The following is a 23506-nucleotide window of genomic DNA, read 5'->3' on the forward strand; positions in this document are numbered from 1 at the left end:
GTCCGCGGCCGTCCGGTCCGACACAGGCGTCGGGGAGCGGCCTCTCGTTCTCCGCGAGCGGTGGCCGGAGGGTCAGCTGCACTGTCGCGCTCACCGTCGCGGGCGCTCTCGCCGCTGTCACGGTCGGCACCGGGATCCTCCTCAACACCTGGCGAAACGGCGGCGACGCGGACAAGGGTGACGTCGGGGCACAGCCCCCGCCCTCCGCGACGGCCTCCAAGTCACCGCCGGCCGCGGGCGGCGCCGAGCCCGTCGACGAGGTGCCCAAGGCGTTCGTCGGCACCTGGAGCGGCCCGGCGGTCGAGCGGACCGGTCTGCCGCACGGCACGCTGACCGTCACCTTCACCGAGGGCGGCAAGGGGGAGGACATCGTGCGGACGACCACGTCGATCTCCGTGCTGGGAGTGAGCGTCGAGTGCCACGGCGTCGGCAAGCTCGCTGCGGGCAGCACGCAGCGGTCCCTGCGCGTCGAGGAGCGCACCGACCCCGAACGGCCGGGACAGCAGGGCCAGTGCACCTCGGGGAAGGCCGGACTGGTCTTCACGCTCGACGACGACGGGACACTGCGCTACCGGTCCGACGAGGACGCCGCCGGCCGGCCGACCGCCACGCTCACCAAGAAGACCGGCTGACGGCCCCGCCCAGGCGGTGGCGTAGCCTGGATCGGTCCGTAGATCCACCGAAAAACCGCCGAAGGGTGACGCCCGGTGACCGAGAAGGCCGATCTTCAGCCCGTCCTGGACCGTGCCGCAGAAGGCGGGCGGATCACGGCGGAGGAAGCGCTCGAGCTCTACCGCTCCGCTCCGCTGCACGCCCTTGGCGCGGCGGCGGACGCCGTGCGCCGGCGCCGGTACGCCGGCACCGAGCACATCGCGACGTACATCATCGAGCGCAACATCAACTACACCAACGTGTGTGTCACGGCGTGCAAGTTCTGCGCCTTCTACGCCGCGCCGAAGGACACCGCGAAGGGCTGGAGCCGAGACCTCGACGACATCCTGCGCCGGTGCGCGGAGACCGTCGAGCTCGGTGGCACGCAGATCATGTTCCAGGGCGGCCACCACCCGGACTACGGCGTCGAGTACTACGAAGAACACTTCGCGGCCATCAAGAAGGAGTTCCCGCAGCTGGTGATCCACTCGCTCGGCGCGTCCGAGGTGGAGCACATGGCCCGGATCTCCGGGGTGTCCGTCGAAGAGGCGATCACGCGCATCCACGCCGCCGGTCTGGACTCCTTCGCGGGCGCCGGCGCCGAGTTGCTGCCGGAGCGTCCCCGTAAGGCGATCGCGCCGCTCAAGGAGTCCGGCGAGCGGTGGCTGGAGATCATGGAGATCGCGCACAACCTGGGTGTGGAGTCCACCTCCACCATGCTGATGGGCACCGGCGAGACCAACGCCGAGCGCATCGAGCACCTGCGCATGATCCGTGAGGTGCAGGACCGCACGGGCGGCTTCCGCGCGTTCATCCCGTACACGTACCAGCCCGAGAACAACCACCTCAAGGGCCGTACGCAGGCCACGCTCTTCGAGTACCTGCGCATGATCGCGATCGCCCGGCTCTTCCTCGACAACGTCGCGCACATCCAGGGCTCCTGGCTCACCACCGGCAAGGAGGTCGGCCAGCTGTCGCTGCACTACGGCGCTGACGACCTCGGCTCGATCATGCTCGAGGAGAACGTCGTCTCCTCGGCGGGCGCCAAGCACCGCTCCAACCGCATGGAGATCATCGACCTGATCCGCAAGTCCGGTCGCGTCCCGGCGCAGCGGACCACGACGTACGAGCACATCGTGGTGCACGACGACCCGGCCGACGACCCGGTCGACGAGCGGGTCGTGTCGCACATCTCGTCCACGGCGATCGAGGGCGGGACGGCGCACCCCGAGCTGAAGCTGCTCGCCTCGAACTGAGGCCGCCGTGCTGACCATTCACGTGGCCGAGGCCTCGCCCGAGCTCGCCGTCCTCGTCGACGGCGCGCAGGTCGCGGCCGTCGGCCCGTACGAGGAGCTGGCCGCCGTCCGCCCGCAGGCGCGGGTACGGCGGTGGCCCGGCATCCTCACCCCGGGGCTGCTCAACCCCTACGGGCCCGAGCTGCTCGAAGCCACCTACCACCCCGACCCGCGCGAGGCCGCCGAGCTGGGCACCGAGCCGATCACCGGGGAGCGTGCGCAGGCCGTCTTCCGCGCCGACGCGTCACGGCGGGGCGCGAGCGCGCGCCGCGGTGTCCAGCGGCTGCTGGCACACGGAACGGTCGCCATCGCGGGTGAGTTGCGCAGCCGGCCCGCGATCGACGCGGTGCGCCGTGCCGGGCTGGTCATCGGCGGACGCCCGGCGAAGCTGCCCGGCCCCCCGTCCTTCTCGCCGGTGCCGCTCGTCCTGCTCCCCATGCCGAACCCCGGCGGGCCCGCCCGGTTCGCCGTGTTCGACGTACCGGACCGGGCCGAACTGGTGCGTCGCGGTGCGTCGACGTGCGTGGCCACCGTCATCGGCGGGCGGCTGGTCCACCGGGGCAGGTAGCGGGGCGCGGGGCTGCCCGGGTCGGCGATCGCCGGCCGCGTGCGGCCCTTGCGGCGCCGTCCCTCGGCGAGGGCAGGGCCACCGAGGTCGCGTGCGGATCCGGGGAGGACGGATCCATGGCGGACGGATTCATCGCCTTCCGGCGCACCGGGGGTTCTGGGGCGGATGGACCCACCCGTGGCGCGCGGGCGCAACCCTGGTCCCGCCCAGGGCCGGGCCGGGTTGCACAATGGGTCCGTGACCCGAGCCTCCCTGGAAAAGCAGCCGCACGAAGTCGCCTCCATGTTCGACGACGTGGCGGCCAAGTACGACCTCACCAACGACGTGCTCTCGCTCGGCCAGGCCAGGCTGTGGCGCAAGGAGGTCGCCAAGGCGGTCGACGCCCGCCCCGCGCAGAAGGTCCTCGACCTCGCCGCGGGCACCGGCACCTCGTCCCTGCCCTTCACGGCCACCGGCGCGTACGTCGTGCCGTGCGACTTCTCCCTCGGGATGCTGCGCGAGGGCAAGAAGCGCAACCCCTGGCTGCCGCTCACCGCGGGTGACGCGACGAAGCTGCCGTTCGCCGACGGCGTCTTCGACGCCGTGACGATCTCCTTCGGGCTGCGCAACGTGCAGGACACCGACGCCGCGCTGCGTGAGCTGTACCGGGTGACCAAGCCGGGCGGGCGCGTGGTCATCTGCGAGTTCTCGCACCCGACCTGGGCGCCGTTCCGCACCGTGTACGAGGAGTACCTGATGCGCGCCCTGCCGCCCGTGGCGCGTGCCGTCTCCTCCAACCCCGACGCCTACGTCTACCTCGCCGAGTCGATCCAGAGCTGGCCCGACCAGCCCGCGCTCGCCGGCCGCCTCCAGCGGGCCGGGTGGTCGAAGGTCGCCTGGCGCAACCTGTCCGGCGGCATCGTGGCGCTGCACCGCGGTACCAAGGCCGGGTAGGCAGCCGGACATGGAGCACCAGGGGATCGCCGTGGACTACCAGGCGGTCCTGGAGCAGATCGCGGCCGACATCGCCCCGCTGATCGGCAGCGGCACGCCCGCCGAGTACATCCCGGCGCTCGCCTCGGTCGACCCGCGGCGCTTCGGCATGGCGATCGCCGACGTCAGCGGCAAGGTGTACGGGGTGGGGGACTGGCAACACCCCTTCTCCGTACAGTCGATCACCAAGGTCTTCACCCTCGCGCTCGCCCTCGCGGCGGACGACGAGGGCCTGTGGGAACGCGTCGGCCGTGAACCCTCGGGCAACCCCTTCAACTCGCTGGTGCAACTGGAGTACGAGAACGGGATCCCGCGCAACCCGTTCATCAACGCCGGGGCCCTCGTCGTCACCGACCGGCTGCAGACCCTGACCGGCGACGCGAGCAGCGAACTGCTGGAGTTCCTGCGGCAGGAGAGTGGCAACCCGGACCTTGGCTTCGACCCCGAGGTCGCCGAGTCGGAGTCCGCGCACGGCGACCGCAACGCCGCCCTCGCCCATTTCATGGCGTCGTACGGCAACATCGTCAACCCCGTGCCGACTCTGCTCGACCACTACTTCTGGCAGTGCTCGATCGAGATGAGCTGCGCCGATCTGACCCTGGCGGCCCGCTTCCTGGCCCGGCACGGGCTGCGCGCCGACGGCTCGCGCCTGCTGACCCGCAGCGAGGCCAAGCAGATCAACGCCGTGATGCTCACGTGCGGCACCTACGACGCGGCCGGGGACTTCGCCTACCGGGTCGGGCTGCCCGGCAAGAGCGGGGTGGGCGGAGGGATCGTCGCGGTCGTGCCGGGTCGGTGCACACTGTGCGTGTGGAGCCCGGGGCTGGACGCACGGGGCAACTCGGTGGCGGGCGTGGCGGCGCTGGACCGCTTCACGACACTGACGGGTCTGTCCGTGTTCTGAGGCGGCGCCCACTTCCTTTGTGGAAGGGGGAGTTGACGGGAACCGCCCGGTGGTGAAGATGAGTCAGTTGTCTACGACCGCTCACGGATCGTGTTGCACAGTCCCCGTCTCCCCGTCACCGCTTGCTCTTTCGGAGTCTCCCCATGGCGTCGTACTGCCTGCACTGCGGCACCCCGTTCCCGGACGAGGCGCGCTTCTGCATGAAATGCGGGAAGGAACGGCTGCCCGAAGTTCCGTCCGCGCCGGCCGGCTCGGCGGCCCCGCCCGTACCCGCCGCCCCACCGGCTCCGTCCGCCCCCGCCGCCCCGCCGACCCCTTCGGCACCCGCGGCCCCGCCCGCCCCCGCCGTGCCGCCACCGCCGCTGTACGGGCCCGGCCCTGTACAGCCGTCGCCCGTCGGCGCCTTCCTCGGACGGGCGATGCGAGGCGACTGGCTGTCGGCCGCCAAGGCCGCCGCGTGGCCGAGCGGACTGCTGCTGGTGCTGGCGATCGGGCTGGCGATTCCGACCTACGGCCAGGACGACGAGGTGTTCGTCGGCTGGAGCGAGCGGCTCCGCATCGCCCTCGCCCTGCTGCTCCAGGGCGTCGGCGGCGGCTTCGAGCTGAAGGCGGCCGGAGCGTCACCGTACGGACCGGACGGCTCCGGCTCCGGCTCGGGCTTCGGGTCCGGCTTCGGGTCCGACGGCTCCTACGGCTCGGACATGGACGAACTCGCGCAGGGAACGGCGACCCTGTCACTCGTACCGCTGACCGTGACCGCCTTGTTGATCGCCGCGCTCTGGCTGGGCGCCCGGACGCTGCGCCGGCGCGGCGAGGGCCTGGAGGCGGCGGTGCGCGTCTCCCTGCTGGTGACTGCCGCGGTACTGGTCCTCGGCCTGTTCGCCCAGCCCGAGATCGTGGGTGTGCAGGTCTCCTCCTCGCCTGTGCTCGCCGCGCTCGGCGCCCTCGTGATCTCCCTGGTGGTGACCGCGGGGGTGCTCCAGCGGGACCAGCTCGCGGCCGTGCTCGCGCAGCGTCCGGCCGCCCGGTCGGCGGTCCGCGCACTGGGCACGGCCGTCGGCGTGGTCGGCGCGGTGGTCGCGCTGTGCTCGCTGGTCGGCTTCGTGGTCTACGCCCGCACCGACGACGTGGACGGCACGGCACTGCTGCTCGCCCTGCCGATCCTGCCCAACATCGGCTTCGCCGTGCTGGGGCTGAGCTGGGGCGTTCCCGTGGAGTACAGCTTCCGGGGAAGGGTCGGCTGGGGCGACTCCGCTGTGGAGCGCGGCGACATCGGCCTCGGGGAGATCTCCGACGAGTGGGGCGGCGGTGCCGTGGCCGGCGTCCTGGTGCTGGGCGTCGTGTGTGCGCTGGCCATCGGCCTCTGGACGGCCCGCCGCTCCGCCGACCGCCGTGAGCAGGTGCTGGCAGGCGGGTTCACGCTGGCGCTGCTCCTGATGTTCACCGGCGTCAGCGGCGTCACCACGGATCTCGCGGGCGCCCTGGGCTACTTCGGCGGCATGGGCAGGACCGAGGTGGCCCCCAGCGTGCCGGACGCGCTGCTCTTCGGGCTGCTGTGGGTGGGCGGTGCGCTGCTGATCGGCCCTGTGCTGCTGCGTCTCACGGGCGGCGGGCCCGCGCCGCTGGGCCCGGGCCCCGCCCCGCAGCCGCCGGTGTGGCCCACGCCCGGACAGCCGCCCATGGGGCACACCCCGCCGCCCTACGGGCCCGGTCCCGCGCCACACCTTGCCGGGTCCGCCGGTGTGGACCCGGCCGGCCTGCCCGGTCCCGCGGGGCCCGCGCCCGAGCCGGGTCCGGCCGCCCCCGCCGGGGCGACGCCTCACGCCGCAGGGCCTGTAGAGGCGACACCGCACCACGCCGCCCCCGAGGGGGCGACGCCGCACGCCGCAGCGCCTGTTGGGCCCGCGCCCGAGCCGGGCCCGGCCGCCCCCGTGCCCACGCCCACCGCCGTGGACGGCGGCGCAGCGGCCCACGTGCCCGCACCGTACGTGCCGCAGCCCCAGATCCCCGGCGCGTACGACGAGCCCGCCGCCGACGGGGGCGGCAAGCGTCGCGTCCTGGTGTGGACGGCGACCCTCACCGCCGCGTTCGTCATCGGCGGCGGCGCGACCGCGGGCGTGCTGATGCTCCAGGACGGGGACGACCCGGCCGATCCGTCGATCGAGATCGTCGGGACGCCCGACGGCGACGCGAAGGGCTCCACGTCACCCTCGCCGACCCCGCCGCCCCCGGCGGCGTCCACCACGCCGGCCACCACTCCCTCCCCGAGCGCGACGGGGCCGTCGCCCAGCGCCGATCCGGTGCTCCCGGCCGGCTTCGTGCTGAAGCACGACCCCGCCGGGTTCACCGTCGGCGTGATGGAGGGATGGTCACGCCGGCAGACCGGCAGCCAGGTCTTCTACGAGGCGCCCACCGGCGGTGACTACATCCAGATCGGCATCGTCAGGAACACGCCGATGAGCTCGTACGACAACTTCACCGGCCTGGAGCAGAAGCATCTGGCCAAGGCCGGGAGCGACTACGAGCGGCTGCGCCTGGAGGAGAACACCTACCAGGGCCGTCCGGGCGCGATCTGGGAGTTCACGCACGTTCCCGAGCCCGACGAGAGCGACCTGCGGCGTCATGTGATCGACCAGGCCTTCGTCGCCGCGGACGGGACCGAGTACGCGATCCTGGCCGCCGGGCGCGCCGACACCTGGGATCCGGCCGAGGACGTCGTGTTCTCCACCGCCATCAGCACGTTCAAGGTCGGCTGAGCCCGCCGCCGCGGCCCCTGAGCGCCCCACCGGCGCTCAGGGGCGGCCGGGGCCGCCGAGCTCCAGCCGGAAGCAGTACCCGCTCTGCTGGGACACCGGGGTCGTGAAGGTCTCCGCGAGCTCCATGCCGAGCCGCCTCGCCACGGCGATGGACCGCTCGTTGCGGGAGTTCACCATCGCCACGACCCGCTCCACCCCCGCCGCCCGTACCCGCTCCAGCGTGGTGCGGGCGGCGGCGGTCGCGTAGCCGCGGCCCCAGGCGGAACGGGCCAGCCGCCAGCCGATCTCGATCTCGCCGACAGGGCCGAAGTCCTCGTGCGGCCAGGGCTGGGCGCCGGTGAAACCGACGACCTCGCCGTCCTCGTCGAGCATCGTCCAGAGGCAGAATCCGTGCTCGGCGTCGTGTCTGCGCTGCCGGGCCGTCAGCTCTTCGTACACGGACAGCTCGGCCGCTCTTCCACCGTGGAACTCCATGACCTCCGGGTCGTCGAAGACCCGGTGCCAGCTGACGGCGTCCTCGTCCGTGGGCACCCGGAGCTGTATGACGGGAAGCGGCCTGCTGCTCATAGACGGAGCCCTTCGGTCGGTTGATCGCTACGCCACCTTAGACTGCACAAGACTGCACAGATCCTGTGCCGTTCGGTACGCAAATATCGGAATGCCCCATCGAATACTCGGGAGAAGCCGCCGTGACCGAAGCCCTCACCGAGCACACTGCCGATGTGATCGTCGTCGGGGCAGGCCCGGCCGGCTCCACCACCGCGTACTACCTGGCCAAGGCCGGGCTGGACGTGCTGCTGCTGGAGAAGACAGCCTTCCCCCGCGAGAAGGTCTGCGGCGACGGCCTCACCCCCCGTGCCACCAAGCAGCTCGTCTCCATGGGGATCGACATCTCCGAAGAGGCGGGCTGGCTGCGGAACAAGGGCCTGCGGATCATCGGCGGCGGTGTGCGTCTCCAGCTCGACTGGCCCGACCTCGCCTCGTACCCGGACTACGGACTGGTCCGCAAGCGCGACGACTTCGACGAGCAGCTGGCCCGCCAGGCCCAGAAGGCGGGCGCGCGGCTGTACGAGCGGTGCAACGTCGGCGCCCCCGTCATCGACGACCGCACGGGCCGGATCACCGGCGTGCACGCCAAGCTCGGCGAGGAGAAGACCCCGGTCACCTTCCACGCCCCGCTGGTGGTCGCCGCCGACGGCAACTCCTCCCGGATCTCGCTCGCGATGGGCCTGCACCGCCGCGAGGACCGCCCGATGGGCGTGGCGGTCCGTACCTACTTCACCTCACCGCGTCACGACGACGACTACCTCGAGTCGTGGCTGGAGCTGTGGGACCGGCGCGGTCCGGGCGAGGACCGGCTGCTGCCCGGCTACGGCTGGATCTTCGGCATGGGCGACGGCACGTCCAACGTCGGCCTCGGCGTACTGAACACCTCGGCGTCCTTCAAGGAACTGGACTGGCGCGAGGTCCTGAAGGCCTGGTGCGCCTCCATGCCGGAGGACTGGGGCTACACCGACGAGAACATGACGGGCCCGATCCGCGGCGCGGCCCTGCCGATGGCGTTCAACCGCCAGCCGCACTACACCAAGGGCCTGCTGCTGGTCGGCGACGCGGGCGGCCTGGTCAACCCGTTCAACGGCGAGGGCATCGCCTACGCGATGGAGTCCGGCCAGATCGCGGCCGACGTCATCGTCCAGGCGCACGCCCGGCAGACCCCGGCCCAGCGCGAACTGGCGCTGCACCGCTACCCGAAGGTCCTCAAGGACACCTACGGCGGCTACTACACCCTCGGCCGCGCGTTCGTGAAGCTGATCGGCAACCCGAAGGTCATGAAGATCGCGACGCAGCGCGGTCTGACCCACCCGCTGCTGATGAAGTTCACCCTGAAGATGCTGGCGAACCTGACCGACCCGTCGGGCGGCGACGCGATGGACCGCATCATCAACGGCCTGTCGAAGGTGGCCCCGAAGGCGTGAGTACCGCGGTGCTGCCCGACGGCACGGTGCTGCGGACGGCGACGCCCGCCGACGCGGAGGCGCTGTGCGCGGCGTACGTGGACAACCGGGAGCACCTGGCTCCCTGGGAGCCGCGCCGCGACGAAGGCTTCTTCACGGTCGAGGGGCAGGCCGTCCGGCTCGCCGAACGGCTCCGTGAGTACGAGGCCGGCCGCGCGGTGCCCTGGCTGCTCGTCGCCGGCGACGGGCGTGTCGTGGGGACGATCACGCTCTCCGGCATCACCCTCGGCCCCTTCTGCAGCGCCTACCTCGGCTACTGGACGGCGGCCGACCGGCAGGGCAGGGGGCTGGCGACGGCGGCCGTGGAGGCGGTGTGCGGCATCGCGGCCGGCGAGCTGGGCCTGCACCGGATCGAGGCGACGACACTGGTGGACAACCTGCGTTCGCAGCGCGTGCTCGCGCGGTGCGGCTTCGAACCCATCGGCATGGCACCGCGCTATCTGCACATCGACGGCCGGTGGCGCGACCACCGGCTGTTCCAGCGCATCCTGCACGACTCCCCACCGCCTGCGTGACGATCCGCTCATCGGTCCGCCCGGTGGTCCGCGCGCGGCGGGCGGCCTCCGCCTGGTGCGGCCTTGCCGTCAGTGACGGGACGGCGACCTCCCCACAGACCGGCCGCGACCCCCGGCAATCCACCCCATGTCAAGGGGGGTGACCGCATCTCCCATTCGGGTGGCGGGTGTACTGATCCCGCGCCCGGCTCCTGGCAAGGTCGTCGGTGAGCGATCGATCGGCCCGGGCAGGCCGGGCCACGACCAGGGGGAGAACATCCATGTTGAGCAAGCGCATCGGCGCCGCGATCCTGCTCGCCGCAACCCTCACCGGGGCGTTCGCCCCGGTGGCAGCGGCCCGGCAACACGATCCGGTGCAGCGGCAGCTGGATCTGCTCGTGGACCGGGACGGGGTGCCGGGCGCCCTTGCGTACGACGGCAAGGTGACGCGTACCGCAGGCGTCGCGGACCTGGAGTCGGGCAGGCCGATGGTCGACGCGCAGGGCCGGTTCCGGGTGGCCAGCAACACCAAGGCATTCACCGCGGCAGCCGTGATGCGCCTGGTGGCGGACGGGCGGATAAGGCTCGGCGACCGCGCGGGCACCTACGTGCCACAACTCGCCGGCCACGCCGTCACCGTACGCCAGTTGCTCAAGCAGACCAGTGGGATTCCGGAGTACACCACGCTCGTCGACTGGAGCCTGCCGCCCGGCACGCCCGAGGACCATCTCGGTCTCGCGCTCAAGAAGGAGCCCGATTTCGAGCCGGGCACCGACTGGGGCTACTCCAACACCAACTACCTCGTGCTCGGCATGCTGATCGACAAGGTGGCGGGGGTCGATTTCCGCACCTATATCGAGCGCACCATTCTGCGTCCGCTGCGCCTGGACGACACCTACTGGCCCGCGCCCGGCGAGCTGCACCTGCGCGGACCGCACGCCCGCAACTACGGCATCCACCCGGCACGTCCGGAGGCGGGCCGGGTGGACATGACCGAGCTGCCCGGGTACGAGTTCGGTGCGTCCGGCGGCCTCGTCTCCACCCCCGAGGACCTCAACGCCTTCTGGGACGGCCTGTTCGGCGGTCGGCTCCTTCCCGGTTGGGCCCTGCGCCTGATGACCCGTGACACCACCGATGTCGGCGGCCGCGACGTCTACCCGGCGGGCAGCCGGTACGGCTACGGCGTCGCATCGATCCCGCTCAGCTGCGGAGGCGTCTACTGGGGCCACGGCGGCGATCTGCCCGGCGACTCGGTCGGGGGCGGCCGGGCCACGGCCGACCGCGGCACCGTGACCGTCTACACCACGACCTGGGCGGCCGAAGGCAACAGCCTGCGCCATCTCCAAGGGGCGGTCGACGCGGCCCTGTGCGCCAGGTGAGTCCTTTGCGTCACCTTTCGTCGCTCACCGCCGCTTGACGCCGGAATGCGCCCCGCCGTGAAGCCGGCGCCGCGTCCCGTGGTGCACCCCTGAAACCGTCGAAGGGCCGCCGCTCCCCGCTGGGGAACGACGGCCCTTCCAGGCACTGAGGGAACGTCAGAGCACGCGAACCGCGCCGCTCGCCGGGTAGCCGGACAGGTCCTGGATGACGACGCCCTTGCTGGGGTTCGCGGCGTCCAGGTACTGGCCGTCACCGATGTAGACGCCCGTGTGGTACGCGGAACCGGCGCCGCCCCAGTAGAGGATGTCGCCCACCTGAAGGTTGGAGGTGCCGACCTGCGTGCCGGCCAGCGACTGGTCCTGGGAGACACGCGGCAGGTCGATGCCGACGGTGCGGTACGCGGCCTGGACCAGGCTGGAGCAGTCCCAGGCGTTGGGGCCGGTGGCGCCCATGATGTACGCGTCGCCGAGCTGCGCCTTGAGGAAGGCGACCACGGTGGCGGCGCTGCCCGTGGCGGTGCCGGTGGAGGCGGAGGCCGAGAGCGTGGTGCGCTCGGAGTCGCGGGACGCGCGCTCCTGGGCGGCGGCCTCGGCGCGCTTGCGCGCCTCTTCCTTCTCCTTGGCCTCGGCCGCGCGGTCGGCCTCGGCCTTGGCCTTCTCGGCGGCCTTCGCGGCCTTGGCGGCGGCGGCCTCTTCCTGGGCCTGCAACTGCGCCTGGAGCTCGAGGTCGAGGGCGACCTGCTGGGTGGCCTCGGCGGACTGGGCGACCGCGGCCAGGGAGTCGGCGGTGAGCAAGGGCATCTCGATGGTCTCGGTCACCGGCTCGGCGTTCGCCGGCCCGGCAGCACCGGCCACCGCGATGGTGCTGAGGAAGCCACCGGCAACTCCGGCGCGTATCGCCATTTTCGAGGCGCTGCGGCGGGGCTTCCGGTGGCTGGGTATGTGAGCGGTGTGGGACATGAGTACAACCGCTATCAGGGCGGGACGGTTCCCTTCAAGAAACGTGTGTTGCGCCACAGTTACGACCGGAACCTCTGAATCCGCTGCGCATGGACCCTTATTGACGCCGTAACGGGCAAACCGGTCACACGTGATCACAGCTGTGATCATGGGCTTTCCGTAAAAGGTCCGAATTGCCGTGGGCTTACCACCCCTTTACGTCGTTGGCCAAGCCCGCTTTTGTTGAACTCTTGAATGAGTGGCGCAGGTCACAGAATGGTCAACGTCCGCACGCTCGGGAGGCCGTGGGTCGGCGCTCCGGTCCACCGCGATCCGCCCGATCCCACTGCCGAGTGACCCGGCGGTCCAATATCACCCGATGCGGTCCATCTCGAATTTGCGTGCACCCGTCACTGCTTGATAGGGCACCCCGCCTCCGACCAGCGGTAACGGCTCCAGATGTCACGTCTGGTGATCACCCGGGAGCTTCGCGTACGAAGATCACTGCTCATCCGGCTTCATGATCCTTCGTCGGGTGGTGGAGATCACAAACTCGATGCCCGACCCCGTGTCGCAGATCACAGACCGACAGGCATAGGATGCGGGTTCCGGGCTTGTGAACTGCCTCACATGTGCACGATCTTCGGCACGATCTTCGAGGCGGCGAGTGATCGCCCGGGTGCGGTCCAACGGTCAAGGACGACTGGAAGGAGCGGGGAGGGTGAATGCTTACGCGCCCATCCTTGTGCTCGGCGCCCTCGGGGCAGGGTTTGCGATCTTCTCCGTGGTCATGGCCACGCTTATCGGCCCCAAGCGGTACAACCGGGCAAAGCTCGAAGCGTACGAGTGCGGCATCGAGCCCACACCTACGCCCGCCGGAGGCGGACGCTTTCCGATCAAGTACTACCTGACGGCGATGCTCTTCATCATTTTCGACATCGAGATCGTCTTCCTCTATCCCTGGGCCGTCACCTTCGACGCCCTGGGGATCTTCGGGCTCGTGGAGATGCTGCTCTTCGTGCTCACCGTCTTCGTCGCCTACGCGTATGTATGGCGGCGCGGCGGCCTGGAATGGGACTGAGGGGCTGAGGGGCACACCATGGGACTCGAAGAGAAGCTGCCGAGCGGTTTCCTGCTGACCACCGTCGAACAGGCCGCGGGCTGGGTGCGCAAGTCATCCGTCTTTCCCGCGACGTTCGGTCTGGCCTGCTGCGCCATCGAGATGATGACGACCGGTGCCGGCCGGTACGACCTGGCGCGTTTCGGCATGGAGGTCTTCCGCGGATCGCCGCGCCAGGCCGACCTGATGATCGTGGCCGGGCGGGTGAGCCAGAAGATGGCGCCCGTCCTGCGCCAGGTCTACGACCAGATGCCCAACCCCAAGTGGGTCATCTCCATGGGCGTTTGCGCATCATCGGGCGGAATGTTCAACAATTACGCGATTGTGCAGGGTGTTGATCATATTGTCCCTGTTGACATCTATCTGCCCGGTTGCCCCCCGCGCCCCGAGATGCTGATGGACGCGATCCTCAAGCTCCACCAGAAGATCCAGAGCTCCAAGCTCGGTGTGAACGCGGAGGAAGCGGCCCGCGAGGCGGAGGAGGCGGCCCTCAAGGCGCTCCCGACGATCGAGATGAAGGGGCTGCTGCGATGACGGACCAGCCGAATCCCGAGAAGGACCTCTCCGCGCAGAACCTTCCCGGCCAGCGCGGCGAGCACGGCGAGGAGATCCGCGTCCAGCGCGGCATGTTCGGCGCCAACAACGGAGGGGACACGTCCGGCTACGGAGGGCTCGTCCGCTCCGTACGGCTGCCCGGGCCGGCCACCCGCCCCTACGGCGGCTGGTTCGACGAGGTGGCCGACGAACTCGAGGGCGCGCTCGAGGAGCAGGGCATCGTCCCCGAGAACGCCATCGAGAAGACCGTCGTCGACCGCGGCGAACTGACCTTCCACATCGCGCGCGAACACCTGCTGCACGTGGCGAGGACACTGCGTGACGACCCGGCGCTGCGCTTCGAGCTCTGCACCGGGGTCAGCGGCGTGCACTACCTGGAGGACAAGGGCCGGGAGCTGCACGCCGTCTACCACCTGCGCTCGCTGACCCACGGCCGGCTGATCCGGCTCGAGGTCTCCGCCCCGGACCGCGACCCGCACGTCCCGTCACTGGTGTCGGTCTATCCGACCAACGACTGGCACGAGCGCGAGACCTACGACTTCTTCGGGCTCGTCTTCGACGGCCACCCCGCCCTCACCCGGATCATGATGCCGGACGACTGGCAGGGCTTCCCGCAGCGCAAGGACTATCCGCTCGGCGGCATCGCCGTCGAGTACAAGGGCGCCCAGATCCCGGCTCCGGACCAGCGGAGGTCGTACTCGTGACTACACCGTCTGCACACGCACGCGAAACCACCGAAGGCCCCGTCTACACGGTCACCGGTGGCGACTGGGACGAGGTCGTCCGGTCCGCGGCCAAGGCCGACGACGAGCGCATCGTCGTCAACATGGGCCCGCAGCACCCCTCCACGCACGGAGTGCTCCGCCTGATCCTCGAGATCGACGGCGAGACGGTCACCGAGGCCCGCTGCGGCATCGGCTACCTCCACACCGGCATCGAGAAGAACCTCGAGTACCGGACGTGGACGCAGGGCACCACCTTCGTGACGCGCATGGACTACCTGACGCCGTTCTTCAACGAGACGGCGTACTGCCTCGGCGTGGAGCGGCTGCTCGGCATCGAGGACCAGATCCCCGACCGCGCGACCGTCATCCGCGTCCTGCTGATGGAGCTCAACCGCCTCTCCTCGCACCTGGTGTGCATCGCCACCGGAGGCATGGAGCTCGGCGCCACCACGATCATGATCTACGGATTCCGTGATCGTGAACTCATTCTCGACATCTACGAGCTGATCACCGGCCTGCGCATGAACCACGCGTACATCCGGCCCGGCGGACTCGCGCAGGACCTGCCCCCCGGCGCGGTCGACCAGCTCCGCGAGTTCGTGAAGACGATGAAGAAGAACCTGCCGGAGTACGACAAGCTCGCCACCGGCAACCCGATCTTCAAGGCCCGTATGCAGGACGTCGGGTACCTGGACCTGACCGGCTGCATGGCGCTCGGCGCGACCGGACCGATCCTGCGCTCGACGGGCCTCGCCCACGACCTGCGCAAGACCGACCCGTACTGCGGCTACGAGACGTACGACTTCGACGTACCGACCGCCGACACCTGCGACTCCTACGGCCGCTTCCTCATCCGCCTCGAGGAGATGCGGCAGTCGCTGCGGATCGTCGAGCAGTGCCTGGACCGGCTCGAGCCGGGCCCGGTGATGGTCGCCGACAAGAAGATCGCCTGGCCCGCGCAGCTCGCACTCGGCCCCGACGGTCTCGGCAACTCCCTGGACCACATCAAGAAGATCATGGGCACCTCGATGGAGGCCCTGATCCACCACTTCAAGCTGGTGACAGAGGGGTTCAGGGTGCCGGCCGGGCAGGCGTACGCCGCGGTCGAGTCACCGAAGGGCGAACTCGGTGTCCATGTCGTCTCCGACGGCGGGACCCGCCCCTTCCGGGTCCACTTCCGCGACCCGTCGTTCACCAACCTGCAGGCCATGGCGGCCATGTGCGAGGGCGGCCAGGTGGCCGACGTCATCGTCGCCGTCGCGTCCATCGACCCCGTGATGGGAGGCGTCGACCGATGACGGACGTATCGCTGGGCATGCCGCAACTGCCGGCCCCGGACTATCCGGCCGAGGTGCGCGCGCGGCTCGAGGCGGACGCGAAGGAGATCATCGCCCGCTATCCCGGCAGCCGGTCCGCCCTGCTGCCGCTGCTGCACCTGGTGCAGTCGGAGGAGGGCCATGTCTCCCGCACCGGCATGCGCTTCTGCGCCGAGATGCTGGACCTGACCACGGCCGAGGTGACCGCGGTCGCCACCTTCTACTCGATGTACCGGCGCAAGCCGTCCGGCGACTACCAGGTCGGCGTCTGCACCAACACGCTCTGCGCGGTGATGGGCGGCGACGCGATCTTCGAGGAGCTGAAGGAGCACCTCGGCGTCGGCAACAACGAGACGACCGACGACGGCAAGATCACCCTCGAGCACATCGAGTGCAACGCGGCCTGCGACTTCGCCCCCGTGGTGATGGTCAACTGGGAGTTCTTCGACAACCAGACGCCCGAGTCCGCCAAGCAGCTCGTCGACGACCTGCGCGCCGGCGAGCAGGTCGTCCCCACCCGTGGCGCGCCGCTGTGCACCTACAAGGAGACGGCCCGCATCCTGGCCGGCTTCCCCGACCAGCGGCCCGGCGCGGTCGAGGCAGGCGGCGGCGCGGGGCCCGCGTCGCTCGTCGGGCTCAAGCTCGCCAAGGGCGAGGCCGCTCCGGCGCGCGTGGTCCACCCGCGCGGCGAGTACCCGAAGGACCGTCCGCAGGCCGGATCCGAGCACCTCAGCTCGCACGACGCACCGCAGAAGACTTCGGCATCCGACCCGGACAACCCGGCCGGACCTGTCGCGGAGGGTGAGTGATGACCTTGTCCACCGAGTACGACGGCGGCTCCCGGCCGGAGGTCGGGGGAGAGAGCAGCCCTGAGAAGCTCCTCTCCCCGGTCCTGTCGGCCTTCTGGGACGATCCGCAGTCGTGGACGCTCGCGACCTACCGCAGGCACGACGGCTACGAGGGCCTGCGCAAGGCGCTCGCCATGTCGCCCGACGACCTGATCGCGTACGTCAAGGACGCCGGTCTGCGCGGCCGCGGCGGCGCCGGCTTCCCCACCGGTATGAAGTGGCAGTTCATTCCGCAGGGCGACGGCAAGCCGCACTATCTCGTCGTCAACGCCGACGAGTCGGAGCCCGGCACCTGCAAGGACATCCCCCTTCTCTTCGCCAATCCGCACTCCCTCATCGAGGGAATCGTGATCGCCTGCTACGCGATCCGCTCCAGCCACGCCTTCATCTACCTGCGCGGCGAGGTCGTCCCCGTCCTGCGGCGGCTGCACGAGGCCGTGCGCGAGGCGTACGAGGCGGGATTCCTCGGCAGGAACATCCTCGGCAGCGGCCTCGACCTGGAACTCACCGTGCACGCGGGCGCCGGCGCCTACATCTGCGGTGAGGAGACGGCGCTGCTGGACTCCCTGGAAGGCCGCCGCGGCCAGCCCCGGCTGCGGCCCCCCTTCCCCGCGGTCGCCGGCCTGTACGCCTGCCCCACTGTGGTGAACAACGTCGAGTCCATCGCGTCGGTTCCCGCGATCCTCCACAAGGGCAAGGACTGGTTCAGGTCCATGGGCAGCGAGAAGTCACCGGGCTTCACGCTGTACTCGCTCAGCGGTCATGTCGCGAGCCCCGGCCAGTACGAGGCGCCGCTCGGCATCACCCTGCGCCAGCTGCTCGACATGAGCGGCGGGATGCGGCCCGGCCACCGGCTGAAGTTCTGGACGCCCGGCGGTTCGTCGACCCCGATGTTCACCGACGAGCACCTCGACGTACCACTGGACTACGAGGGCGTGGGCGCCGCCGGTTCGATGCTCGGCACCAAGGCGCTCCAGTGCTTCGACGAGACGACCTGCGTGGTGCGGGCCGTCACCCGCTGGACCGAGTTCTACGCCCACGAGTCCTGCGGCAAGTGCACGCCCTGCCGCGAAGGGACGTACTGGCTCGTCCAGTTGCTCCGCGACATCGAGGCGGGGAAGGGCCTCATGTCCGACCTCGACAAGCTCAACGACATCGCCGACAACATCAACGGCAAGTCGTTCTGCGCCCTCGGCGACGGCGCCGCCTCGCCGATCTTCTCCTCGCTCAAGTACTTCCGCGACGAGTACGAGCAGCACATCACGCAGGGCGGTTGCCCCTTCGACCCTGCCAGGTCGACGGCCTGGGCGGACAAGCACATGGAGGTGAACGCATGACGGTCACGACGTCTGCCCCCTCCGGGGGCTCCGAGGCCCCGGTCCCGCCCGAGGACCTCGTGACGCTGACCATCGACGGCATCGAGATCTCCGTCCCCAAGGGGACGCTGGTCATCCGGGCCGCCGAGCTCCTCGGCATCGAGATCCCGCGCTTCTGCGACCACCCGCTCCTCGACCCGGCCGGCGCCTGCCGCCAGTGCATCGTCGAGGTGGAGGGCCAGCGCAAGCCGATGGCCTCCTGCACCATCACCTGCACCGACGGCATGGTCGTCAGGTCGCAGCTCACCTCGCCCGTCGCCGAGAAGGCGCAGAAGGGCGTGATGGAGCTGCTGCTGATCAACCATCCGCTGGACTGCCCGGTCTGCGACAAGGGCGGCGAGTGCCCCCTGCAGAACCAGGCCGTCTCGCACGGCCAGGCCGAATCGCGGTTCGAGGGCAAGAAGCGCACCTTCGAGAAGCCGGTTCCGCTCTCCACGCAGGTGCTGCTGGACCGTGAGCGGTGCGTGCTCTGCGCCCGCTGCACCCGCTTCTCCAACCAGGTGGCGGGCGACCCGATGATCGAGCTGCTGGAGCGCGGCGCGCTCCAGCAGGTCGGCACCGGTGAGGGCGACCCGTTCGAGTCGTACTTCTCCGGGAACACCATCCAGATCTGCCCGGTGGGCGCGCTGACCTCGGCCGCGTACCGCTTCCGCTCCCGCCCCTTCGACCTGGTGTCCTCGCCGAGCGTGTGCGAGCACTGTGCGGGCGGCTGCGCCACCCGCACCGACCACCGCCGCGGCAAGGTCATGCGGCGCCTCGCCGCGGAGGACCCGGAGGTCAACGAGGAGTGGCTGTGCGACAAGGGACGCTTCGGCTTCCGTTACGCCCAGCAGCGTGACCGGCTCACCACGCCGCTCGTCCGCAACGAGCGGGGTGTGCTGGAGCCGGCGAGCTGGCCGGAGGCGCTGGAGGCCGCGGCCCGCGGTCTCGTCAAGGGCCGTACCGGCGTCCTCACCGGCGGCCGGCTGACCGTCGAGGACGCCTACGCGTACGCCAAGTTCGCCCGGGTCGCCCTCGACACCAACGACATCGACTTCCGTGCGCGGGCGCACTCCGCGGAGGAGGCCGACTTCCTCGCGGCGCGGGTCGCGGGGCAGGGCAGGGACCTGTCCGGCACCGGAGTCACCTACACGTCACTGGAGAAGGCCCCGGCGGTGCTGCTCGCGGGCTTCGAGTCGGAGGAGGAGGCCCCCGGCGTCTTCCTGCGGCTGCGCAAGGCCCACCGCAAGTACGGACAGCGCGTCTTCTCCCTCGCCACGCACGCCACCCGCGGCCTCGAGAAGGCGGGCGGGACCCTGCTGCCCGCGGCCCCCGGCACCGAGACGGAGTGGCTGAACGCCCTCACCTCGGGCACCGGCCTCGACGAGGCCGGCGCGAAGGCGGCACAGGCGCTGCGCGCCGAGGGCGCGGTGATCGTGGTCGGCGAACGGCTAGCGGCCGTGCCCGGCGGTCTCACCGCCGCCGTGCGCGCCTCGGCCGCCACCGGCGCACAGCTGGTGTGGATCCCGCGCCGCGCCGGAGAGCGGGGCGCCGTCGAGGCGGGCGCGCTGCCGTCGCTGCTGCCGGGCGGCCGCCCGGCGACCGACCCGCGGGCCCGTACGGAGACCGCGGAGGTCTGGCGGGTACGTGAACTGCCGCACCGCTACGGCCGCGACACCGGCCAGATCGTCGAGGCCGCGGCCACTGGCGAACTGGGCGCGCTGCTCGTCGCGGGCGTCGAGGTCGCGGACCTGCCCGACCCGGCGCGGGCGCGAGAGGCGCTCGACGCGGTCGGGTTCCTCGTGTCGCTGGAGCTCCGCCCCAGCGAGGTCACCGAACGGGCGGACGTCGTCCTCCCGGTCGCGGCCGTCGCGGAGAAGCCCGGCACCTTCCTCAACTGGGAGGGCAGGGCCCGGATGTTCGAGGCGGCGCTCAAGCCCGAGCAGATGACCCGGACCCTCGCGCCGACCGACGCACGGGTGCTGCACATGCTGGCCGACACGCTCGACGTGCCCTTCGGCCTGCCGGACCTCAGGTCCGTCCGCACCGAACTGGACCGGCTCGGCAGCTGGGACGGCCCCCGGGCCACCGAGCCGGCGCAGAGCGCCGAACCGCTGCCGAGGCCGGGCTCCGGCGAGGCGGTCCTCGCCGGGCACCGGCTCCTGCTCGACCAGGGCCTGCTCCAGCAGGGCGACGAGGCGCTGGCCGGCACCCGGCACGCCGCGGTCGCCAGGCTGTCGGCGGCCACGGCGGCGGAGACCGGCGTCAAGGACGGCGACGAGCTGGAGGTCCGCGGACCGGCCGGTTCCGTGCGGCTGCCGCTCCAGGTGAGCGAGATGCCCGACCGGGTGGTGTGGCTGCCGATGAACTCCGTCGGCGGCGGCGTCACCACGGACACCGGGGCACGCCCCGGCGAGCTGGTCCGTATCGCGGCGGCGACGGGCGCGACGGAGGTGGAGGCATGACCGTCCTGGCATTGGAAGACCTGTCGATGTTCGGACGCGACCCCTGGTGGCTCGTCCTCATCAAGGCCGTGTTCTGCTTCGCCTTCCTGATGGTGACCGTGCTCTTCTCCATCGTGTGGGAGCGCAAGGTCGTCGCCTGGATGCAGCTGCGCATCGGCCCGAACCGGCACGGCCCCTGGGGCATGCTCCAGTCGCTCGCCGACGGCATCAAGCTGATGCTGAAGGAAGACGTCATCGTCAAGCGGGCCGACAAGGTCGTCTACGTCCTGGCGCCGATCGTGGCCGCGATTCCCGCGTTCATGGCGATCGCCGTGATCCCCTTCGGCCCGTCCGGCAACGAGGTCTCGATCTTCGGTCAGCGCACCACGATGCAGCTGACCGACCTGCCGATCGCGATGCTCTACATCCTCGCGATCGCCTCCGTCGGCATCTACGGCATCGTGCTCGCCGGCTGGTCCTCCGGCTCGACCTACCCGCTGCTCGGCGGTCTGCGCTCCTGCGCGCAGATGATCTCGTACGAGATCGCGATGGGCGCGGCGTTCGCCTCCGTCTTCCTCTACTCCGGGTCGATGTCGACCTCGGCGATCGTGGAGGCGCAGGCCGACCGCTGGTTCATCATCCTGCTGCCGGTCTCCTTCATCATCTACGTCGTCACGATGGTCGGTGAGACCAACCGCGCTCCGTTCGACATGCCGGAGTCCGAGGGCGACCTGGTCGGCGGCTTCAACACCGAGTACAGCTCCATCAAGTTCGCGATGTTCATGCTGGCCGAGTACGTCAACATGGTCACCGTCTCCGCCGTCTCCGTGACGCTCTTCCTGGGCGGCTGGCGGGCGCCGTACCCGGTCTCCACCTTCTGGGAGGGCGCGAACCACGGCTGGTGGCCGATGCTCTGGTTCGTCCTCAAGGTGCAGCTGCTGCTGTTCTTCTTCATCTGGCTGCGGGGCACGCTGCCCCGGGTCCGCTACGACCAGCTGATGAAGCTCGGCTGGAAGGTCCTGATCCCGGTCTCCGTGGTCTGGCTGATGCTGGTGGCGACCGTGCGCGCGCTGCGCAACGAGAACTACGACTTCCAGCAGATCGTGCTGTACGTCGGCGGCGCGGTGATCGCGGTGCTGCTGCTCTCCCTCGTCGCCGACATGTTCCGCGGCCGCAAGGAGAAGGCCGAGGAAGCGGCCGCGCCGCCGCCCCCGGCCTTCGACCCGATGGCGGGCGGGTTCCCCGTACCGCCGCTGCCCGGCCAGGAGTTGCCGCCGGTGCCCCGCAGGCGGCCCCGGCACGAGCGTGAGCTGATCGTCAGTGGCGGCCCCAATGACAGTGATGGTCCTCGGGACGGAAAGGAGGCTGACGGTGTCTGAGGAATCCCAGCGCAAGGAATCCGGTGGCAAGGAATCCGAGAACACGTTCCTGAATCCGGTTGCCGGCTTCGGCGTGACCTTCAAGGCCATGTTCAAGAAGCGGCTGACCGAGCAGTACCCGGAGCAGCAGAAGGTCACGGCGCCGCGCTTCCACGGCCGGCACCAGCTCAACCGCCATCCGGACGGACTCGAGAAGTGCGTCGGGTGCGAGCTGTGCGCCTGGGCCTGTCCGGCGGACGCGATCTATGTGGAGGGCGCGGACAACACCGAGGAGGAGCGCTACTCCCCGGGTGAGCGGTACGGCCGCGTCTACCAGATCAACTACGCCCGCTGCATCCTGTGCGGTCTGTGCATCGAGGCCTGTCCGACCCGCGCGCTGACGATGACGAACGAGTTCGAACTCGCCGACTCGAGCCGCGAGAACCTCATCTACACCAAGGAGCAGCTGCTCGCCGGTCTGGAAGAGGGCATGGTCGACTCGCCTCACGCGATCTACCCCGGCATGGACGAACAGGACTACTACCGGGGCCTGGTCACCGAGGCCGCACCCGGCACGGTCCAGCAGGCCCCCGTCTCCAAGGATCAGCCGCAGGAGGGCGAGTCGAGCTTCGGCGAGGACGAGCCCGCCTCGAAGAAGGTGATCGGCACATGAACACGCTCGCCGCATCCGTCACCTCCACCGGCGAGGCCGTCCAGTTCTGGGTCCTCGGCACGATCGCCGTGATCGGGGCGCTCTGCACGATCCTGATGAAGCGGGCCGTGCACAGCGCCCTGTGCCTGGCCGGGACGATGATCATCCTCGCGGTGTTCTACCTGGCCAACGGCGCGTACTTCCTGGGCGTCGTACAGATCGTCGTCTACACCGGCGCGATCATGATGCTGTTCCTCTTCGTCGTCATGCTCGTCGGCGTCACGGCCGCCGACTCCCTCAAGGAGACGCTGAAGGGACAGCGCTGGCTCGCCGCGGCCTGCGGCCTCGGCTTCGGCATCCTGCTGATCGCCGGCATCGGCAACGCGTCCCTGAAGAACTTCAACGGACTGGGCGCCGCCAACTCCGCGCACGGCGGGAACGTCGAGGGCCTCGCGGCCCTCATCTTCACCAAGTACGTCTTCGCCTTCGAGATCACCGGCGCGCTGCTGATCACGGCGGCCGTCGGCGCGATGGTGCTCACCCACCGGGAACGCACCGAGCGGGCCAGGACCCAGCGCGAACTCTCCGAGCAGCGCGTCCGCGAGGGCAAGCATCTGCCTCCGCTGCCCGCGCCCGGTGTCTACGCCAGGCACAACGCGGTGGACATCGCCGGTCTGCTGCCGGACGGCACCCCGTCCGAGCTCACCGTCAACAGGACGCTGCGCGACCGCGGTCAGATCCGGGACGTCTCGACGGAGGCGCTCGACGACCTCAAGGCCCTGGAGCAGCGCTCCGAGGAGCGCCTCGGACGCGACCGGGACTCCCGGGACCGGGACGGACAGGAGGCCAAGCGGTGAATCCGGTCAACTACCTCTATCTCGCCGCCCTGCTGTTCACCATCGGCGCGGCGGGTGTCCTGATCCGGCGGAACGCGATCGTGGTGTTCATGTGCGTCGAGCTCATGCTCAACGCCTGCAACCTCGCGTTCGTCGCCTTCTCCCGTATGCACGGCAATCTCGACGGCCAGATCATCGCGTTCTTCACGATGGTCGTCGCCGCGGCGGAGGTCGTGGTCGGGCTCGCGATCATCGTGTCGCTGTTCCGCTCCCGCCACTCGGCCTCGGTCGACGACGCCAGCCTGATGAAGCTGTAAGGGGTCG

The 23506-nt window shown here is 70.4% G+C and carries 21 protein-coding genes and 1 pseudogene; 20 read left to right on the forward strand and 2 right to left on the reverse strand.

Going from position 1 to position 23506, the window contains the following annotated elements:
* The 6 genes and pseudogenes from ACWGH4_RS03855 to ACWGH4_RS03880 form a co-directional block, all read left to right on the forward strand.
* Nucleotides 1-632, forward strand: a pseudogene (locus ACWGH4_RS03855) (serine/threonine protein kinase); the annotation flags it as partial.
* A gap of 75 nt (nucleotides 633-707) precedes the next feature.
* Complete coding sequence (gene mqnC, locus ACWGH4_RS03860; RefSeq protein WP_441265674.1) at nucleotides 708-1907, forward strand: cyclic dehypoxanthinyl futalosine synthase; 1200 nt, start codon at nucleotides 708-710, stop codon at nucleotides 1905-1907.
* Between the two features lie 7 nt (nucleotides 1908-1914).
* Nucleotides 1915-2514, forward strand: coding sequence for a hypothetical protein (locus ACWGH4_RS03865; RefSeq protein WP_453455216.1), 600 nt, complete (start codon nucleotides 1915-1917; stop codon nucleotides 2512-2514).
* Nucleotides 2515-2751: 237 nt separating this feature from the next.
* A complete protein-coding gene (locus ACWGH4_RS03870) occupies nucleotides 2752-3447 on the forward strand; it encodes a demethylmenaquinone methyltransferase (RefSeq protein ID WP_453455219.1) in 696 nt (231 codons plus the stop codon).
* Between the two features lie 31 nt (nucleotides 3448-3478).
* On the forward strand, nucleotides 3479-4390 hold the full coding sequence (locus ACWGH4_RS03875; protein ID WP_453455271.1) for a glutaminase: 912 nt from the start codon (nucleotides 3479-3481) through the stop codon (nucleotides 4388-4390).
* A 143-nt stretch (nucleotides 4391-4533) separates the two neighbouring features.
* A complete protein-coding gene (locus ACWGH4_RS03880; RefSeq protein WP_453455222.1) occupies nucleotides 4534-7146 on the forward strand; it encodes a zinc ribbon domain-containing protein in 2613 nt (870 codons plus the stop codon).
* A 36-nt stretch (nucleotides 7147-7182) separates the two neighbouring features.
* On the opposite strand, the gene ACWGH4_RS03885 is transcribed toward ACWGH4_RS03880, so the two are convergent.
* The gene (locus ACWGH4_RS03885) at nucleotides 7183-7713 is read right to left on the reverse strand and encodes a GNAT family N-acetyltransferase (protein WP_441265678.1); all 531 of its coding nucleotides are present in this window, start codon (nucleotides 7711-7713) and stop codon (nucleotides 7183-7185) included.
* 122 nt (nucleotides 7714-7835) lie between these two features.
* On the opposite strand from ACWGH4_RS03885, the gene ACWGH4_RS03890 reads away from it, so the two are divergent.
* From ACWGH4_RS03890 to ACWGH4_RS03900, 3 genes are all read left to right on the forward strand, one after another.
* Nucleotides 7836-9122 (forward strand): geranylgeranyl reductase family protein, encoded by a 1287-nt coding sequence (locus ACWGH4_RS03890; RefSeq protein WP_189467060.1) that lies wholly within the window; start codon nucleotides 7836-7838, stop codon nucleotides 9120-9122.
* Nucleotides 9119-9676, forward strand: a complete 558-nt coding sequence (locus tag ACWGH4_RS03895) for a GNAT family N-acetyltransferase (protein WP_453455227.1) — start codon at nucleotides 9119-9121, stop codon at nucleotides 9674-9676. Before ACWGH4_RS03890 ends, ACWGH4_RS03895 begins: the two co-directional genes overlap by 4 nt.
* Before the next feature lie 260 nt (nucleotides 9677-9936).
* Nucleotides 9937-11034 (forward strand): serine hydrolase domain-containing protein, encoded by a 1098-nt coding sequence (locus ACWGH4_RS03900; RefSeq protein ID WP_453455230.1) that lies wholly within the window; start codon nucleotides 9937-9939, stop codon nucleotides 11032-11034.
* Nucleotides 11035-11190: 156 nt separating this feature from the next.
* Here the strand turns inward: ACWGH4_RS03900 and ACWGH4_RS03905 are convergent, their stop codons facing one another.
* Nucleotides 11191-11994 carry a C40 family peptidase gene (locus ACWGH4_RS03905; RefSeq protein ID WP_364586280.1) on the reverse strand — a complete coding sequence of 268 codons (804 nt, stop codon included), beginning with the start codon at nucleotides 11992-11994 and terminating at the stop codon, nucleotides 11191-11193.
* A 700-nt stretch (nucleotides 11995-12694) separates the two neighbouring features.
* On the opposite strand from ACWGH4_RS03905, the gene ACWGH4_RS03910 reads away from it, so the two are divergent.
* Genes ACWGH4_RS03910 through nuoK form a run of 11 tightly spaced genes read left to right on the forward strand, consistent with a single transcriptional unit; the run spans nucleotide 12695 to nucleotide 23499 of the window.
* Nucleotides 12695-13054, forward strand: coding sequence for an NADH-quinone oxidoreductase subunit A (locus tag ACWGH4_RS03910; protein WP_003974383.1), 360 nt, complete (start codon nucleotides 12695-12697; stop codon nucleotides 13052-13054).
* 18 nt (nucleotides 13055-13072) lie between these two features.
* A complete protein-coding gene (locus ACWGH4_RS03915; RefSeq protein WP_018528252.1) occupies nucleotides 13073-13627 on the forward strand; it encodes a NuoB/complex I 20 kDa subunit family protein in 555 nt (184 codons plus the stop codon).
* The gene (locus ACWGH4_RS03920; protein WP_441265682.1) at nucleotides 13624-14352 is read left to right on the forward strand and encodes an NADH-quinone oxidoreductase subunit C; all 729 of its coding nucleotides are present in this window, start codon (nucleotides 13624-13626) and stop codon (nucleotides 14350-14352) included. Before ACWGH4_RS03915 ends, ACWGH4_RS03920 begins: the two co-directional genes overlap by 4 nt.
* Nucleotides 14349-15671: an NADH-quinone oxidoreductase subunit D gene (locus ACWGH4_RS03925; RefSeq protein ID WP_005313799.1), complete on the forward strand. Its 1323-nt coding sequence runs from the start codon at nucleotides 14349-14351 to the stop codon at nucleotides 15669-15671. Before ACWGH4_RS03920 ends, ACWGH4_RS03925 begins: the two co-directional genes overlap by 4 nt.
* Nucleotides 15668-16498, forward strand: a complete 831-nt coding sequence (gene nuoE / locus ACWGH4_RS03930) for an NADH-quinone oxidoreductase subunit NuoE (protein WP_453455238.1) — start codon at nucleotides 15668-15670, stop codon at nucleotides 16496-16498. Before ACWGH4_RS03925 ends, nuoE begins: the two co-directional genes overlap by 4 nt.
* Nucleotides 16498-17874, forward strand: coding sequence for an NADH-quinone oxidoreductase subunit NuoF (gene nuoF / locus ACWGH4_RS03935; protein WP_441265684.1), 1377 nt, complete (start codon nucleotides 16498-16500; stop codon nucleotides 17872-17874). Before nuoE ends, nuoF begins: the two co-directional genes overlap by 1 nt.
* On the forward strand, nucleotides 17871-20357 hold the full coding sequence (locus ACWGH4_RS03940; RefSeq protein ID WP_453455241.1) for an NADH-quinone oxidoreductase subunit G: 2487 nt from the start codon (nucleotides 17871-17873) through the stop codon (nucleotides 20355-20357). Before nuoF ends, ACWGH4_RS03940 begins: the two co-directional genes overlap by 4 nt.
* The gene (gene nuoH / locus ACWGH4_RS03945; RefSeq protein ID WP_453455243.1) at nucleotides 20354-21715 is read left to right on the forward strand and encodes an NADH-quinone oxidoreductase subunit NuoH; all 1362 of its coding nucleotides are present in this window, start codon (nucleotides 20354-20356) and stop codon (nucleotides 21713-21715) included. Before ACWGH4_RS03940 ends, nuoH begins: the two co-directional genes overlap by 4 nt.
* Nucleotides 21669-22367: an NADH-quinone oxidoreductase subunit NuoI gene (nuoI, locus tag ACWGH4_RS03950; RefSeq protein ID WP_453455246.1), complete on the forward strand. Its 699-nt coding sequence runs from the start codon at nucleotides 21669-21671 to the stop codon at nucleotides 22365-22367. Before nuoH ends, nuoI begins: the two co-directional genes overlap by 47 nt.
* On the forward strand, nucleotides 22364-23203 hold the full coding sequence (locus ACWGH4_RS03955; RefSeq protein ID WP_441265688.1) for an NADH-quinone oxidoreductase subunit J: 840 nt from the start codon (nucleotides 22364-22366) through the stop codon (nucleotides 23201-23203). The genes nuoI and ACWGH4_RS03955 overlap by 4 nt, the downstream gene beginning before the upstream one ends.
* A complete protein-coding gene (nuoK, locus tag ACWGH4_RS03960; RefSeq protein WP_069927518.1) occupies nucleotides 23200-23499 on the forward strand; it encodes an NADH-quinone oxidoreductase subunit NuoK in 300 nt (99 codons plus the stop codon). The genes ACWGH4_RS03955 and nuoK overlap by 4 nt, the downstream gene beginning before the upstream one ends.
* The last annotated feature ends 7 nt before the right edge of the window (nucleotides 23500-23506 follow it).

Source organism: Streptomyces sp. NPDC054847, assembly GCF_053610925.1.